The sequence below is a fragment of the Fervidobacterium gondwanense DSM 13020 genome, from assembly GCF_900143265.1.
GTDB lineage: Bacteria > Thermotogota > Thermotogae > Thermotogales > Fervidobacteriaceae > Fervidobacterium > Fervidobacterium gondwanense.
Genome location: NZ_FRDJ01000011.1, coordinates 16697 through 30639 on the forward strand (window position 1 = coordinate 16697; position 13943 = coordinate 30639).

General features: G+C 42.5%; 19 protein-coding genes and 2 tRNA genes. All 21 read right to left on the reverse strand.

Annotation, left to right across the window (positions count from 1 at the left end):
* Nucleotides 1–10: 10 nt before the first annotated feature.
* Nucleotides 11–334: a 50S ribosomal protein L24 gene (gene rplX / locus BUA11_RS08365; RefSeq protein ID WP_072760449.1), complete on the reverse strand. Its 324-nt coding sequence runs from the start codon at nt 332–334 to the stop codon at nt 11–13.
* A 13-nt stretch (nt 335–347) separates the two neighbouring features.
* On the reverse strand, nt 348–716 hold the full coding sequence (rplN, locus tag BUA11_RS08370) for a 50S ribosomal protein L14 (protein WP_072760451.1): 369 nt from the start codon (nt 714–716) through the stop codon (nt 348–350).
* Complete coding sequence (gene rpsQ, locus BUA11_RS08375; protein WP_072760453.1) at nt 713–1009, reverse strand: 30S ribosomal protein S17; 297 nt, start codon at nt 1007–1009, stop codon at nt 713–715. Before rpsQ ends, rplN begins: the two co-directional genes overlap by 4 nt.
* A 5-nt stretch (nt 1010–1014) precedes the next feature.
* Nucleotides 1015–1215: a 50S ribosomal protein L29 gene (gene rpmC / locus BUA11_RS08380; protein ID WP_072760455.1), complete on the reverse strand. Its 201-nt coding sequence runs from the start codon at nt 1213–1215 to the stop codon at nt 1015–1017.
* Nucleotides 1212–1640: a 50S ribosomal protein L16 gene (gene rplP / locus BUA11_RS08385; RefSeq protein WP_072760457.1), complete on the reverse strand. Its 429-nt coding sequence runs from the start codon at nt 1638–1640 to the stop codon at nt 1212–1214. The genes rpmC and rplP overlap by 4 nt, the downstream gene beginning before the upstream one ends.
* Before the next feature lie 133 nt (nt 1641–1773).
* Nucleotides 1774–2403, reverse strand: coding sequence for a 30S ribosomal protein S3 (gene rpsC, locus BUA11_RS08390; RefSeq protein WP_072760459.1), 630 nt, complete (start codon nt 2401–2403; stop codon nt 1774–1776).
* Between the two features lie 20 nt (nt 2404–2423).
* Nucleotides 2424–2861, reverse strand: a complete 438-nt coding sequence (gene rplV, locus BUA11_RS08395) for a 50S ribosomal protein L22 (protein ID WP_072760461.1) — start codon at nt 2859–2861, stop codon at nt 2424–2426.
* Between the two features lie 14 nt (nt 2862–2875).
* Entirely contained in the window at nt 2876–3163 is a 288-nt protein-coding gene (gene rpsS, locus BUA11_RS08400; protein ID WP_072760463.1) for a 30S ribosomal protein S19, read from the reverse strand.
* A gap of 16 nt (nt 3164–3179) precedes the next feature.
* Nucleotides 3180–4007 carry a 50S ribosomal protein L2 gene (rplB, locus tag BUA11_RS08405; protein ID WP_072760465.1) on the reverse strand — a complete coding sequence of 276 codons (828 nt, stop codon included), beginning with the start codon at nt 4005–4007 and terminating at the stop codon, nt 3180–3182.
* 13 nt (nt 4008–4020) lie between these two features.
* Nucleotides 4021–4323: a 50S ribosomal protein L23 gene (gene rplW, locus BUA11_RS08410; RefSeq protein ID WP_072760467.1), complete on the reverse strand. Its 303-nt coding sequence runs from the start codon at nt 4321–4323 to the stop codon at nt 4021–4023.
* Nucleotides 4320–4991: a 50S ribosomal protein L4 gene (gene rplD, locus BUA11_RS08415; protein WP_072760479.1), complete on the reverse strand. Its 672-nt coding sequence runs from the start codon at nt 4989–4991 to the stop codon at nt 4320–4322. Before rplD ends, rplW begins: the two co-directional genes overlap by 4 nt.
* 80 nt (nt 4992–5071) lie before the next feature.
* Nucleotides 5072–5695, reverse strand: coding sequence for a 50S ribosomal protein L3 (gene rplC / locus BUA11_RS08420; protein WP_072760481.1), 624 nt, complete (start codon nt 5693–5695; stop codon nt 5072–5074).
* 20 nt (nt 5696–5715) lie between these two features.
* Nucleotides 5716–6024, reverse strand: a complete 309-nt coding sequence (gene rpsJ / locus BUA11_RS08425) for a 30S ribosomal protein S10 (RefSeq protein ID WP_072760483.1) — start codon at nt 6022–6024, stop codon at nt 5716–5718.
* A 75-nt stretch (nt 6025–6099) separates the two neighbouring features.
* Nucleotides 6100–7302: an elongation factor Tu gene (gene tuf, locus BUA11_RS08430; RefSeq protein WP_072760485.1), complete on the reverse strand. Its 1203-nt coding sequence runs from the start codon at nt 7300–7302 to the stop codon at nt 6100–6102.
* A gap of 44 nt (nt 7303–7346) precedes the next feature.
* Nucleotides 7347–9422, reverse strand: coding sequence for an elongation factor G (gene fusA / locus BUA11_RS08435; protein ID WP_072760487.1), 2076 nt, complete (start codon nt 9420–9422; stop codon nt 7347–7349).
* A gap of 41 nt (nt 9423–9463) precedes the next feature.
* Nucleotides 9464–9931 carry a 30S ribosomal protein S7 gene (rpsG, locus tag BUA11_RS08440; protein ID WP_072760489.1) on the reverse strand — a complete coding sequence of 156 codons (468 nt, stop codon included), beginning with the start codon at nt 9929–9931 and terminating at the stop codon, nt 9464–9466.
* A 12-nt stretch (nt 9932–9943) separates the two neighbouring features.
* Nucleotides 9944–10348 (reverse strand): 30S ribosomal protein S12, encoded by a 405-nt coding sequence (gene rpsL, locus BUA11_RS08445; protein ID WP_072760491.1) that lies wholly within the window; start codon nt 10346–10348, stop codon nt 9944–9946.
* A gap of 185 nt (nt 10349–10533) precedes the next feature.
* Nucleotides 10534–10608 (reverse strand) — tRNA-Gln (locus BUA11_RS08450).
* Nucleotides 10609–10650: 42 nt separating this feature from the next.
* Nucleotides 10651–10725, reverse strand: a tRNA-Val gene (locus BUA11_RS08455).
* Nucleotides 10726–10795: 70 nt separating this feature from the next.
* A complete protein-coding gene (locus BUA11_RS08460; protein WP_072760494.1) occupies nt 10796–11722 on the reverse strand; it encodes an L-lactate dehydrogenase in 927 nt (308 codons plus the stop codon).
* A gap of 131 nt (nt 11723–11853) precedes the next feature.
* Entirely contained in the window at nt 11854–13863 is a 2010-nt protein-coding gene (locus BUA11_RS08465; RefSeq protein ID WP_072760496.1) for an alpha-amylase family glycosyl hydrolase, read from the reverse strand.
* Between the last annotated feature and the right edge of the window lie 80 nt (nt 13864–13943).

The window sequence follows — 13943 nt, forward strand, 5'->3', positions numbered from 1 at the left end:
TTACTCCTCCTTACTTCTTATCTATGATTTCTCCACATTTCTTGCAGAATCTCACCTTTGAACCGTCTTCGAGCACCTTGAATCCTACTCTCGTTGGCTTGTCACAGCTTGGACACACGAGCATTACTTTTGACCAGTAAAGTGGGGATTCCTTTTCGATTATACCACCCTGTCTCATCTGTCCTGTCGGTCTTTGGTGCCTTTTTACAACATTGACACCTCTAACGAGCAACTTTTCTTCTTTTGGAAGAACTTGGATGACTTCTCCCCTTTTGCCTTTATCTTTACCAGAGATAACTTGCACTGTGTCACCTTTTTTTATCTTCTGTGCCATCGATTACCACCCCTTACCATACTTCTGGTGCAAGAGAGACTATCTTCATGAAACCTTTTTCTCTGAGTTCTCTTGCAACTGGTCCGAATACACGTGTACCTTTTGGTTGATTAAACTTGTCAAGGACAACTGCTGCGTTATCATCGAATCTGATGTAGCTTCCATCTGGTCTTCTTATTTCTTTTCTTGTTCTAACTACAACTGCCTTAACTACGTCACCCTTCTTTATATCTGTGTTGGGCACAGCTTCTCTAACGCTGCAAACAACTATATCACCGATTGAACCGAATTGTTTGTGTGAACCGCCAAGTACCCTTATAACTCTCAGTACTTTTGCACCTGAATTGTCCGCTGCTACGAGGTAGCTTTCGTTCTGTATCATTGGTCACTACCCCCTTCGATAATATCCTCTGTCTCTGGCGTTTCTGCAAGTTTTGAGTGCTCAAGAATTTGAACAACAACCCATCTCTTGAGTTTGCTGAGTGGTCTGGATTCTTCGATTTCTACCACATCACCGATCTTGCATGTGTTGTTTTCATCGTGAGCATAAAATTTCTTGGATCTTTTTACGTACTTGCCAAATTTTGGGTGTTTCACAAGGCGTTCAACTTTGACCGTTACTGTCTTGTCCATTTTATCACTTACCACAACACCGATTAATCTTTTCTTAGGCATGTGTATTACCTCCTTATACCAAGTTCACGTTCGCGAAGGATTGTTTTGATTCTTGCAATGTCTCTCTTTGTCTTCTGTATCAAGCTGGAGTCTCTGAGTTCGCCCATCGCGTTTTGGAATCTGAGGTTCATCAACGTTCTTTTCTTCTCTTCTAACAATTTTGCCAATTCTTCATTATTCATATTTCTGATTTCCACTGGTGTCATACTGCTTCACCACCTATGTGATGTCTCGTAACTATTTTCGTTTTTATAGGAAGTTTTGTCGCTGCGTATTCTAAAGCTTTCAATGCTGTTTCTTCGTCAACTCCGCCGATTTCGAACATTACTTTTCCAGGTTTTACTACTGCAACCCAACCTTCAACGTTACCCTTACCTTTACCGAGTTTTGTTTCAGGTGGGTGTTTTGTGTATGATTTGTCTGGGAATATCTTTATCCAAAGTTTTCCTTCTTTCTTCAATGTCCTTGTGATTGCGAGCCTACATGCTTCTATCTGCTGAGCTGTGATCCACGCAGGTTCAAGGGCTTTCAAACCGTATTCACCGAAAACTACCAAAGCTCCGCCTTTTGCTTCGCCCTTTGTTCTGCCTCGATGTTGTTTTCTGTATTTAACTCTTTTTGGCATCAACATGGTTTTGCTAACCTCCTTCTTCACACTATCTTGTGACCGTCTCGAGAATGCCTCGATTAACTTGTACGTTTCTTTTCATTTAGAGCTTCTCTTCTACCATTTTATTGATTTTATCGCTTCATCGTGTTCAAAATTAGAGTTGGGCGTCTCCTTTGTAAATCCAGACCTTTATACCGATTGTACCGTACTTTGTCTCTGCCCTTGCTGTTGAGTAATCGATAACTGATCTGAGTGTCTGGAGTGGAAGTCTTCCCTTAAGGTACCATTCGGTTCTTGCAATTTCTGCTCCAGCAAGTCTTCCTGCAACCATTATCTTTATACCCTTTGCTCCTCTTTTGAGTGCAGCTGTTATTGCTCTCTTCATGACTATCTTGTAGCTTGCCCTCTTTTCTATCTTCTGTGCGATCGATTCTGCTACAAGACTTGCCTCTGTTTCGGGCGTTTTTACTTCAACTATATCGACACCGAATTTTCTGTTGAACTTGCTTTCGAGTGCCTGTCTCAATTCAGTAATGCCAGCACCCTTCTTTCCGATGAGTATTCCAGGTCTTGCTGCGTAGATTGTTATAAGAACTCTCTCTGCGTCTGGTCTTTGTACAAAAACTCTTGCAATTCCAGCTTGATTGTAAGTCTTCTTAACAAAATCCCTAATCGCTTCGTCTTCAAGGATATATTCGCTGTACTTCTTCTCATTGAACCACTGAGCATCCCACTGAGTTGTTATACCGAGCCTAAAACCCTTTGGATGAACTTTTTGACCCACCTATATCACCTCACAACGTATTATTTTGCACTATTTTCCTTTTCTCTGTCTCTAACAACAACAGTTATATGTGACATCCTCTTTTGAATGATGTCAGCTCTTCCGCGTCCGCGTGGCCATACCCTTTTCATTCTTGGACCATCATTTACATAACATGCAGCTACGTAAAGATTTTCTTCGGAAAGTCCGAGGTTATTCACTGCATTCGCTACAGCAGATTTTAACACATTATATACGAGTCGTGCAGCCTTTTTAGGAGAAAATTCAAGAAGATTATACGCTTCTGAAACATTCTTACCCCTTATGGAGTTCACAACAGCTCTCGCTTTTCTTGGAGATATGCGAACAAACCTTGCGACGGCCCTTGCTTCATATTTTGGTAACGTAGCGAGTGTTTCTTTACGCTTCGCGTGGAACTTGGACCTCTTGAGCCCTTCTCTTTTGATGACGGTTTGCATTATTTAATCCCTCCTTATTTCTTTACCTCACCTTTTTTGGCTGACTTGTTCGTATGTCCACCAAATCTTCTTGTGAAGGAAAATTCACCAAGTTTGTGGCCAACCATGTTTTCTGTGATGTAAACTGGTATGTGCTTCATTCCGTTGTAAACTGCAATTGTGTGACCTACCATCTCAGGAACTATTGTGCTTGCTCTGCTCCATGTCTTTATTATTTTCTTTTCGCCAGTTTCGTTTAGTAATCTGATTTTCTTCAAGAGTTTGGGGTCTACAAATGGTCCCTTTTTACTGGAACGGCTCATTTATTACACCTCCTGATTAACCGTTTCTTCTTCTAACGATGAATTTATCGCTTGCTCTCTTACCTCTTCTGGTCTTGTAACCCTTTGCTGGAACTCCCCATGGACTCTGTGGGTGGTGACCTTTTCCTCTACCTTCTCCACCACCGTGTGGGTGATCAACTGGGTTCATAACAACACCACGAACGTGTGGCTTTTTACCAAGCCATCTTGTTCTACCAGCTTTACCAGAAACTTCGTTTTTGTGATCTTCGTTTCCAACTACTCCTATTGTTGCGTAGCATCTTACGTGAACCTTTCTAAGTTCACCAGATGGCATCCTTAACAATGCATAGTCGCCTTCTTTTGCCATTAATTGACATGCCATACCAGCACTTCTGGCGATTTTTGCCCCGCCTCTTGGGTAGAATTCTATGCTGTGAACTATTGTACCGACTGGTATGTTTTCCAATGGCAATGCGTTACCTGGTTTGATTTCAGCCTGAGGTCCAGAGAGTACTGTATCTCCAACATTTAAACCGTTTGGGGCAAGTATGTACCTTTTTTCACCGTCTGCGTAAACAAGCAATGCTATTCTTGCGGTTCTGTTTGGATCGTATTCTATTGAGGCAACCTTAGCGGGGATATTTTCTTTTTCCCATCTTCTGAAATCGACTATCCTGTAAAGTCTCTTGTGACCACCGCCTCTGAATCTTACTGTAACCCTACCGTGGTGGTTTCTTCCAGCGGTCTTTTTCAAAGGAACAACAAGTGACTTTTCGGGTTCTGTTTTTGTAATTTCCGAAAAGTCTGGAATAATCATGAAGCGTCTACCTGGAGTTGCTGGTTTAAATCTCTTGAGACCCATTATTATTCACCCCTTACGCCTGGAGTTCTTTAATTGTGTAGCCTTCTGCTAACTTGACTATGGCTTTTTTCCATTCTTTTGTGTATCCTTCTCTCGCCATGTAACCTCTTCTGAGGTCTCTTTTTGGTTTTGGCTTCACAATCAAAGTGTTTACTCTTTCTACTTTAACGTTGAAAAGTTTTTCAACAGCTTCTTTTATCTGTTCTTTATTAGCATTCTTGTCCACTTCAAAGACGTATTCTCTTTCTGCTCTCAAGTTCATTGACTTTTCACTGATTATTGGTCTTATTATGATATCGGAGTATTCTTTTCTCATTTTCCGAGCACCTCCTCAATTTTGCGAACGGTGCCCTCTGTAAGGACAACCTTTGAGGCATTTATTATATCGTAAACGTTTAATCCATCGATGTTATCTCCGTTGTTGTTATTCGGGTTATTAGCAAGTATAACCTTTACGCCAGGAATGTTTCTTCCTGAAAGTTTGACATTCTCGTACGCTTCTTCTTTCTTGGCGATAACGAACAATACCTTTTCGTTAGCGATTCCAAGAGCCTTTAATACTTCCCTCATCTGTTTCGTTTGAGGTTTATCAAATCGTATGTCGCTTACGACAATGAGGTTACCTTCCTGGAATCTTACCGAGAGAGCTGACTTAAGAGCGAGTCTCTTCATCTTCTTGTTCATTCTCTTTAAGTAATTTCTTGGCTGTGGACCGTGTGCCACACCACCGTGTCTCCAGTGGATAGCTCTGATAGAGCCTTGTCTCGCTCTACCTGTGTGTTTTTGTGGCCATGGTTTTCTTCCACCACCAGCTACCTCTCCGCGTGTCTTGGTAGATGCTGTTCCAGCTCTCGAGTTTGTGAGCTGCATGTCGACATAGCGCCACATGACATCATAGTTAGGCTCGATGTTGAATACTTCGTCGCTTATTTCGATGTTGCCAATCTGTTCACCTTTGATATTCAAAAGTGCTATACGTGCCATAATCTTCTTCCTCCCTTACTCCATTTTCGGAGCACGTCCCCGTTCTTCATCTCATGCAAGGACTGTGAAAGCAAAAAAAATTATGCCTTCACAGCGCTTCTGATAAGAACAAGGCTGCCCCTCGCTCCTGGCACTCCACCTTTAACTGCTATTAGGTTGTTCTCTGTGTCTACTTTAACAATCTCTGAATTGAGTACGGTAACTCTTTCGTTTCCGTACCTTCCAGGCATCCTCTTGCCTTTAAATATTCTTGCTGGTTCAGTGTGTTGACCGACAGAACCAAGTTCGCGGTGGAATTTCGCACCGTGTGCTTTTGGACCACCTTGGAAGTTCCATCTCTTCATTGCACCAGTGTATCCTCTACCTTTTGTCCAACCCGTAATATCAATTTTATCGCCTTCTTGGAAAATTGCAACTGTTATTTCTTGACCAACTGAATATTGATCAACATTTTCGACTCTGAATTCTTTAAGCACCCTCATTGGCTTTACGTTTGCCTTCTTAAAAACTCCAAGAAGTGGTTTCGTTACTTTCTTTTCGCTGACTTCCTCAAAACCGAGCTGAACAGCGTTATATCCATCTTTTTCTACCGTTTTCTTTTGCACAACGTAACATGGTCCTGCCTTAAGAACTGTTACTGGAACAACCTTATCATCTTTCCACAATCTGGTCATTCCGATTTTTCTTGCAAGTATAAATTTCATCGCAAAACACCTCCGAGGACTCACAGATTGATTTCAACGTCGACACCTGCTGGAAGATTTATCTTCATCAGAGCGTCAATCGTTTTTGAGTTCGGTTCGATTATATCTATAAGTCTTTTGTGTACTTTCTTTTCAAATTGCTCTCGTGAATCCTTATGTTTCAATGGTGACCTTAAAACAACGTATAACGTTCTTTCCGTTGGAAGTGGAATTGGTCCTGAGACCTTCGCATTTGTCTGCTTTGCCACTTCAACTATTTTCTTTGCTGATTCATCGAGTAATCTATGATCATATGCCCTTAGCCTGATTCTAATCTTTTGTCCTGGCATGCCTTACCCTCCTTCTTAGAAAAGGGGGGGAACCCCCCCGATTACCGTTTTTATAATTGTATAATCAGGTCTGAATTACTCAATTATTTCAGAAACGACACCTGCTCCAACCGTTCTTCCACCTTCACGAACTGCGAATCTCATACCTTTTTCGATTGCGACTGGGTAGATGAGTTCAACTGTCATTTCAAGGTTGTCACCAGGCATGACCATTTCTGCTCCTGCTTGGAGGTCAACGATTTCGCCTGTAACGTCAGCTGTTCTGATGTAGAATTGTGGTTTGTAACCTTTTGTGAATGGCGTGTGTCTTCCGCCTTCTTCTTTCTTGAGAACGTAAATGTTTGCTTTGAACTTCTTGTGTGGTGTGATTGATCCTGGCTTTGCCAAGACTTGTCCTCTTTCAACCTCGTCTTTGTCAATACCTCTCAACAGACAACCAACGTTGTCTCCAGCCATTGCTTCGTCGAGTTCTTTTCTGAACATTTCAACGCTTGTGATAACTGTCTTTCTTGTTTCGTAGCTCATACCGATGATTTCTGCTTCAACACCTGGTTTGATAACGCCACGTTCGATTCTTCCTGTAACAACTGTACCTCTACCAGTGATTGAGAAGACGTCTTCAACTGGCATGAGGAATGGTTTGTCGACTTCACGAACTGGTTCTGGGAAGTAGTTGTCCATTGCATCGAGAAGTTCCTTTATTGATGCGAGATCTGGGTGATTTGGATCGTTTGGTGCTTCGACTGCTTTAAGAGCGGAACCTCTTACAACTGGAAGTTCATCGCCAGGGAATTCGTATTTGCTGAGAAGGTCTCTTACTTCCATTTCAACAAGGTCAACAAGTTCTGCGTCATCAACCATGTCAACTTTGTTGATGTAAACAATTATTGCAGGAACGTTAACCTGTCTTGCGAGAAGAACGTGTTCTCTTGTTTGTGGCATTGGCCCGTCTGTTGCTGCAACAACAAGGATTGCACCGTCCATCTGAGCTGCACCGGTGATCATGTTCTTAATGTAGTCAGCGTGACCTGGACAGTCGATGTGTGCGTAGTGTCTCTTTTCTGTTTGATATTCAACGTGTGTAATGTTGATGGTGATACCTCTTGCTCTTTCTTCTGGTGCCTTGTCGATCATTTCGTATGGTGTGTAGTCTGCCCATCCGAAGAGTGAACAGTACTTTGTGATAGCTGCTGTGAGTGTTGTCTTTCCGTGGTCAATGTGTCCAATCGTACCGACGTTCATGTGGGGTTTGGTCCTTACAAATTTTTCCTTTGCCATACTTTTGACCCTCCTTCTTCACCTGTGGTGGAGTAATGTTTTCGTTATTTTTTCAAAATTTTCTCTGCAACTTTGTCAGGTACTTTATCGTAATGGGAGAGAACCATTATATAGTTCGCTCTACCTTGAGAAAGTGACCTGAGCGTCGTTGCGTATCCAAACATTTCACTTAGTGGAACAAGAGCCCTTATTACCCTTAAATGTCCTCTGTTTTCAAGAGCATCGATATGTGCTCTTCTTGAATTGAGGTCCGCTATGACGTTACCCATGTATTCTTCTGGTGTCGTCACTTCTACTTTCATGATCGGTTCGAGAAGTACTGGGCTTCCCTTTTCCATAGCATCTTTGAATGCCATGCTTGCGGCGATCTTAAATGCCATTTCCGAGGAGTCTACTTCGTGGTATGAACCGTCAATCAGTGTAGCCTTAACACCAACAACCGGGTAACCTGCGAGAACTCCAACCTGCATCGCTTCTTTTACGCCTTCTTCAATTGCCGGTATGTACTGTTTCGGTATGACACCGCCAACTGTCTTGTCCTCGAATTCAAACGTCTTATCCAAGCTAAGTGGCTCGAATGTCATTACCACATGACCGTACTGACCTCTACCACCGCTCTGCCTAATGTATTTACCTTCAATCTTGACATCTCTTGTAATTGTTTCTCTGTATGCAACCTGTGGCTTACCAACCCTTACATTTACGTTAAACTCCCTCTTGAGCCTGTCGACTATAATCTCGAGGTGAAGCTCGCCCATACCCGAAAGGATCGTTTCACCTGTTTCTTGGTCAACATAAGCCCTCAAAGACGGGTCTTCATCGAGTAAAGATTGGAGAGCCTTAGAAAGCTTCGTTTCGTCATCTTTCGTTTCAGGCTCGATAGCTATGGAAATAACCGGTTCCGGGAATTCCATCTTCTCAAGAATGATGTGAGTTCCTTCTTGACAAACCGTATCCGCAGTTATTGTACTCTTCATTCCGATGACACCGACGATATCTCCAGCTCTGACGTATTCAACGTCTTCCCTCTTGTCTGCGTGCATAAATATAAGCCTTGAGACGCGTTCCTTTACATTCTTCGTTGTGTTGATTACGTAACTTCCCTTTTCGAGCCTTCCACTGTAGACTCTAAGGAAGGTGAGTTTTCCAACGTATGGGTCTGTCTGGATTTTGAACGCGTATGCTACAAAAGGACCGTCTTCCGTTGGGAAAACTTGAACTTCATTTCCTTCCTTGTCAAATCCACGAACTGGTGGAAGGTCAAGAGGTGATGGGAGATACCTGACAACGCCATCCAGCAGAGGTTGAATTCCAACGTTCATCTTTGCCGAACCACAGAAAACTGGCGTCCCGAGGTTTCCGATTGTGATTCTCCTGAGTGCTTGATGGAGCTGTTCTTCAGTTGGTTCTTCACCTTCGAGGTAGAGTTCCATTATTTCATCGTCTACCTCTGCGATCTTTTCTATCATATCTTCTCGAGCTTCTTCAGCCTTTTCGCGCCACTCTGCTGGAATTTCTTCGTAAACCATGTCAGTGCCTTCGGAATTAAGCCATCTGATAGCCTTCATCTGTATGAGGTCGATAACACCTTTAAAATCGCTCTCGGCACCCATCGGAAGCTGGACAGGGATTGGGTGTGCACCAAGCCTGTCAACCATCGTCTGAACTGCCATCTCAAAATCGGCACCAGTTTTGTCCATCTTGTTCATGAATGCAATTCTCGGAACATTGTACTTGTCTGCTTGTCTCCAGACAGTTTCGGACTGTGGTTCAACGCCGGCTGTCGCATCAAAAACAGCAATGGCGCCATCCAAAACTCTCAAGGACCTTTCAACTTCGATAGTGAAATCAACGTGCCCCGGTGTGTCTATAATATTAATACGGTGCTCCTTCCAAAAACACGTTGTTGCTGCTGATGTTATGGTGATACCTCTTTCCTTTTCTTGTATCATCCAGTCCATCGTTGCTGTGCCGTCATCGACGCTACCGATGTTGTGTTTTCTTCCAGTGAAAAACAAAATACGCTCGGTAGTTGTCGTCTTACCGGCATCGATATGTGCCATTATACCAATGTTTCTTAACTTATTCAGGTCGACATATAAAGCCTTTATCTCTTCCATAACTTCCTCCTCGAAGACATAAAAATGTCAATGCATCAAGATTACCATCTGAAGTGTGCAAACGCTCTGTTTGCTTCAGCCATCTTGTGGACGTCTTCTCTCTTCTTAATAGCTGCACCAGTGTTGTTGTATGCGTTCAAAAGTTCTTCTGCCAATTTCTCCTGCATTGGTTTACCTTTCTTTGACCTTGCAACGTCTACTATCCATCTGATAGCAAGAGTTGTTTTCCTTGGTTCCTGGACTTCAACTGGAACTTGGTAAGTTGCACCACCGATTCTCCTTGGCCTTACCTCAACGATTGGTTTAACATTTTCAACGGCCTGTTTGAAAACTTCAAGTCCGTCTTTTCCAGTTTTCTGAGCAAGAATATCGATTGCTCCGTAAACGATCTTCTGTGCTATTGATTTCTTTCCATCCCACATAATCTTGTTGATCATCTTTGTTACGAGCACTTCTCCGTAAACTGGATCTGGTGGAACTACTCTAACCTCGGCTCTTCTTCGCCTCATTCAATTCCCTCCTTATTTCTTGCCCTTCGCACCTGCTGCAGCACCTGCTTTTGGTCTCTTTGCACCGTACTTACTTCTGCTCTGGCGTCTATTTTCAACACCTGCTGCATCAAGCGTACCGCGGATTATTTTATATCTGACACCTGGCAAGTCCTTAACCCTTCCACCTCTTACAAGAACTATTGAGTGTTCCTGCAAGTTGTGTCCAATGCCAGGGATGTAAGCGGTAACTTCAATACCGTTTGAAAGTCTTACCTTTGCTATCTTTCTAAGAGCTGAGTTTGGTTTCTTCGGTGTCATTGTGGAGACCCTGACACACACTCCTCTTTTCTGGGGATGTCCTTGAAGTGCTGGTGATTTGGATTTTTCCTGAACCTTTTGCCTTCCGTGTCTTACCAATTGATTAATCGTAGGCATCTTAACCCTCCCTTCAAACTCTACATTCGTGAGATATTATAACCACGCATTTTCGAAAATACAATAAAGCCCGTGTGAATTTTTTGTTTCGAACACTTAGTCGGGCGTTTTTGTTCGTTGTATGAAGATACTATTGGTTTATAGAATCCAAAATAAAGGGCGCATATGCGCCCTACTTTTTATCTTGGCTGGGGCGGTAGGACTCGAACCTACACAACTGGAGCCAAAGTCCAGGGTCCTGCCAATTAGACGACGCCCCAGCGCTAAGTTTGACTTCATTTGTGACTTTGGCTACAAAAAGTTGGTGGGTGCGGCAGGGATTGAACCTACGACCTCTTCCGCGTCAAGGAAGCGCTCTCCCACTGAGCTACGCACCCACTCATACTAAGCGATACACATTTTACTATGTATTGGATATTCTGTCAAGGGGTTTATTTGTTTTTCGTGTTAAATTGCTCGTTCTATCTCTTCAATAGCCGATTTTATAACACCTTTTGAATACTCAAATAGTTTCTCCTCTTCAGGACTCAACTTCAACTGAATTATTCTCTCAACACCGGACTTTCCGAGAATCGCAGGGTATCCTATATAAACATCGTCCAAAAACACAGACGGAGTCCAAACTCTTTTTTCGTTCTTCCACATACTCTCAACAAGCCTCGCAACGACTGCACCAATTGCCAGATTTGTTGCACCCTTCTTTTCGATTATCTTGTACGCCGCTTTTCTGACCTCGTTAACTATTTCATTGAAATCGATACACGGTTTTTGACTCCTAACTTTGCAGTCGGCGCAGTAATCAGAGAGGAGTACACCACCTATTGTTGCGTTCGAGACGGGCATAAATTCACTATCACCGTGTTCACCGATTATATAGGCATGGATATTCGCCGGCGAGACTCCGCAGTGCTGCGACAATATACTGCGTAGTCGAGCTGTGTCTAATGTTGTACCGCTTCCGATTACCTTCTGCGAATCAAAGCCTGTGAATTTCCAAATGAAATACGTCAGGACATCAACAGGATTAGTAACATTGATTACTATGCTATCAGGTGCGTAAGTCTTTATCTCTTCCGAAATCTGCCGAATGATCCTGACGTTATCTAAAAGAAGATCCAGCCTTGTCTCACCAGGCCTTTGTGCTCTGCCTGCCGTTATAATCACAAAATCACTGTCTTTAATATCTTTCGGCTCGCCAGCATATATTTTGCAATATTTGAACATCGCTGAAGCGTGAAAAAGGTCGTATGCTTCTCCTGCCGCTCTTTGTTTGTCTATGTCTATCAGTACTATCTCGTCTGCAATAGACGTATGAAGTATAGAGTAAGCAACACTCACACCAACTCTTCCCGCTCCGTATACACTAATCTTCATAAATATCACCTCCGTTCCTAAGTTTTATTATATCACAACTTAGTTACTTTGTCTAACCTAAGTTTTGCATAATAATATAGGCACCCTTAAAAGGGTGCCTGTATATTAATGTGCATTAAAATGTGAGTATATTAATCTTTCCAGTTCACTAAGATAACTGCGAACTCGCCGGGTTGGAGGTTAACTGGTATAGTGTTTCCGAGCTCAAAGCCAAGCTTTCTCTTACCGAACCTTGTTATCAGTCTTACATCTTTGGCTTTGATATCTCTTCCAACTGTCTCTTTCAGAAATACTTCAACATATTTTTCATGAACAAGATTAAGATTTCCAAGCACAATTGCGCCTATATCTCCTTTCCAGTAGCTGTAGTTAGCGGTTGTGCCATCTTGATAGCTTAGATAAACATATCTAAATACTCCATCCATAACTTTTTCAATCTCTTCTCTCAATCCCAAGAGCCATCTTAAATAGTTGTACATATCTTTGCTTGCTTTGTCCCAGTGCATTGCGTAATAGTCGAAGAACGCAAGTTTACCATAGAATTGGTCATCGGGTGGTAGGACTGTCTTACCATAAATGGTGTTATCTAACCCAAGATTCATCGGTTGTATTTCTTCTATTTCCTGACCGCTGTTGATGTACGGTATAGAATTCGGCGACAAGTACAGTAATGCTGGTGCAAGGTATTTTAACTTATTTCCATTTTCCCTTGCCACAACCCTCGGAGTGTCTGGTGTTTCACAAGATGCGATGTAAGGAACCTCTAAATTTGGCACTATTTCTTCTATGAACTTGTAAAATTCACTCGGTCGTGCCGAAGCGTACCAGCTGTTTCCGAGTATACATTCGTACCCTTCACTCTTAGCTTTCTTGTCGTTCTTCATTTCAAGTTCTTCTGCAATAAATCCGAATGCTGGGTCAATTGCCTTTGCCGCTGAGATTATCATGTCTTGAAGTTCCGATGGCAATGCATGTCCCATATCGATTCTTGCGCCATCTATTCCAAATTTCTTCTGATAAGTTGGTACTATGTTTGCAATATATTCCCACAGCCTTTTGTTTGGCTTCTTGCCTGGAAATTTGCTTGATTTTATTACGTCGAATAACACATACGGTGGTTGGTCTTTTGAAACGTATTTCTGACTCGCTTCGGGATGGTCGAGGTACAGCCTGAAGAATGTAACATCATCCCAAGTCGGTTGCGGGTCATTTACCCAGTCTGAGAAGCCCGGAGGTGTTATTATCCCAAACTCTTTGGCTATATTTGAAAGTATATCTCCTTCCATCTTCTTAACCTTTTCCCATTTTTCAGGGTCTAATTTATCAGGCGATAACGTGAATTTCTTAAGGTGTTGTTTCACTTCTTCCGAAGAATAAATTATTTCAAGGTCTTCTGGGTCTGGAATTTTGAATGGCAGTTCTGGTATGTGAGGTGGCTTATAGTTTGCGACCTCTTCTATCTTTATCCAGTAGAACCAGTCTGGGTGAGTTTTAATCAAGTCACTATCTCTCGCTGCTGTCCTTGGTATGAAATCAAGGACTACGCGTATTCCAAGCATGTGTGCTGCCTGAACGAGCGCTTTGAACTGTTCTTCAAGTTTGATGCCTTCCAAGAGAGGATCTGCGTAGCTCTCGTCAAGTTCAACAGGATTCTTGACAGCGTACGGTGAACCAACCTCGCCTTTCTTAAAAACATCGCTCATCTTTGAAATCGGTAGCATGTACAGAACATTGATGCCCAATTCTTTAAGATATGGGAGCAAGCCTATCATCTTCAAAAACGTCCCAGACTCTTTGTAGCCAAAAATGTCCTCCGGTTCGAATGCGCCAAATCCTTTGTGGTTGTAAGCTACTGTTGCTCTTGGCAACGCTCCATACATCTTTGCCTTTCTGAGCCAACTTGCATCGCTCTCACCGTTGATTTGGGCAAGTGACTTGGAATAATCCAGTCCCTTATCGTTTTCTAAAATCGAATCAATAACAGCAGCGAAATATTCGTATGGATCGACAAAGTATCTTCCATCCTTCATGGAAAGCTTTCCAGAATAATTTGAAATAAGCCAGTGTGACGGGATAGCATAAAGTGTTTTTCCTGTGATTTTCTTTTTCAAATACTTGCTAAGTTCCTTCAATTCTTTCATACACATACCTCCTATACTTTAGCGTACGCTTCATATCATTCACGTATTGACGAGATTCAAGATATATTGTATAATCTTTC

Coding starts and splice junctions, on each gene's coding strand:
- rpsQ (WP_072760453.1), bottom strand. CDS start 1,009: ATGCCTAAGAAAAGATTAATCGGTGTTGTGGTAAGTGATAAAATGGAC.
- tuf (WP_072760485.1), bottom strand. CDS start 7,302: ATGGCAAAGGAAAAATTTGTAAGGACCAAACCCCACATGAACGTCGGT.
- rplD (WP_072760479.1), bottom strand. CDS start 4,991: ATGGCACGTATAGCACTTTTGAATATCAAAGGTGAACAGATTGGCAAC.
- fusA (WP_072760487.1), bottom strand. CDS start 9,422: ATGGAAGAGATAAAGGCTTTATATGTCGACCTGAATAAGTTAAGAAAC.
- BUA11_RS08460 (WP_072760494.1), bottom strand. CDS start 11,722: ATGAAGATTAGTGTATACGGAGCGGGAAGAGTTGGTGTGAGTGTTGCT.
- rplB (WP_072760465.1), bottom strand. CDS start 4,007: ATGGGTCTCAAGAGATTTAAACCAGCAACTCCAGGTAGACGCTTCATG.
- rplP (WP_072760457.1), bottom strand. CDS start 1,640: ATGTTGATGCCAAAAAGAGTTAAATACAGAAAACAACATCGAGGCAGA.
- rpsS (WP_072760463.1), bottom strand. CDS start 3,163: ATGAGCCGTTCCAGTAAAAAGGGACCATTTGTAGACCCCAAACTCTTG.
- rpsJ (WP_072760483.1), bottom strand. CDS start 6,024: ATGCCAGGACAAAAGATTAGAATCAGGCTAAGGGCATATGATCATAGA.
- rplN (WP_072760451.1), bottom strand. CDS start 716: ATGATACAGAACGAAAGCTACCTCGTAGCAGCGGACAATTCAGGTGCA.
- BUA11_RS08465 (WP_072760496.1), bottom strand. CDS start 13,863: ATGAAAGAATTGAAGGAACTTAGCAAGTATTTGAAAAAGAAAATCACA.
- rplC (WP_072760481.1), bottom strand. CDS start 5,695: ATGAAATTTATACTTGCAAGAAAAATCGGAATGACCAGATTGTGGAAA.
- rplX (WP_072760449.1), bottom strand. CDS start 334: ATGGCACAGAAGATAAAAAAAGGTGACACAGTGCAAGTTATCTCTGGT.
- rpsG (WP_072760489.1), bottom strand. CDS start 9,931: ATGAGGCGAAGAAGAGCCGAGGTTAGAGTAGTTCCACCAGATCCAGTT.
- rplV (WP_072760461.1), bottom strand. CDS start 2,861: ATGCAAACCGTCATCAAAAGAGAAGGGCTCAAGAGGTCCAAGTTCCAC.
- rpsL (WP_072760491.1), bottom strand. CDS start 10,348: ATGCCTACGATTAATCAATTGGTAAGACACGGAAGGCAAAAGGTTCAG.
- rpmC (WP_072760455.1), bottom strand. CDS start 1,215: ATGACACCAGTGGAAATCAGAAATATGAATAATGAAGAATTGGCAAAA.
- rplW (WP_072760467.1), bottom strand. CDS start 4,323: ATGAGAAAAGAATACTCCGATATCATAATAAGACCAATAATCAGTGAA.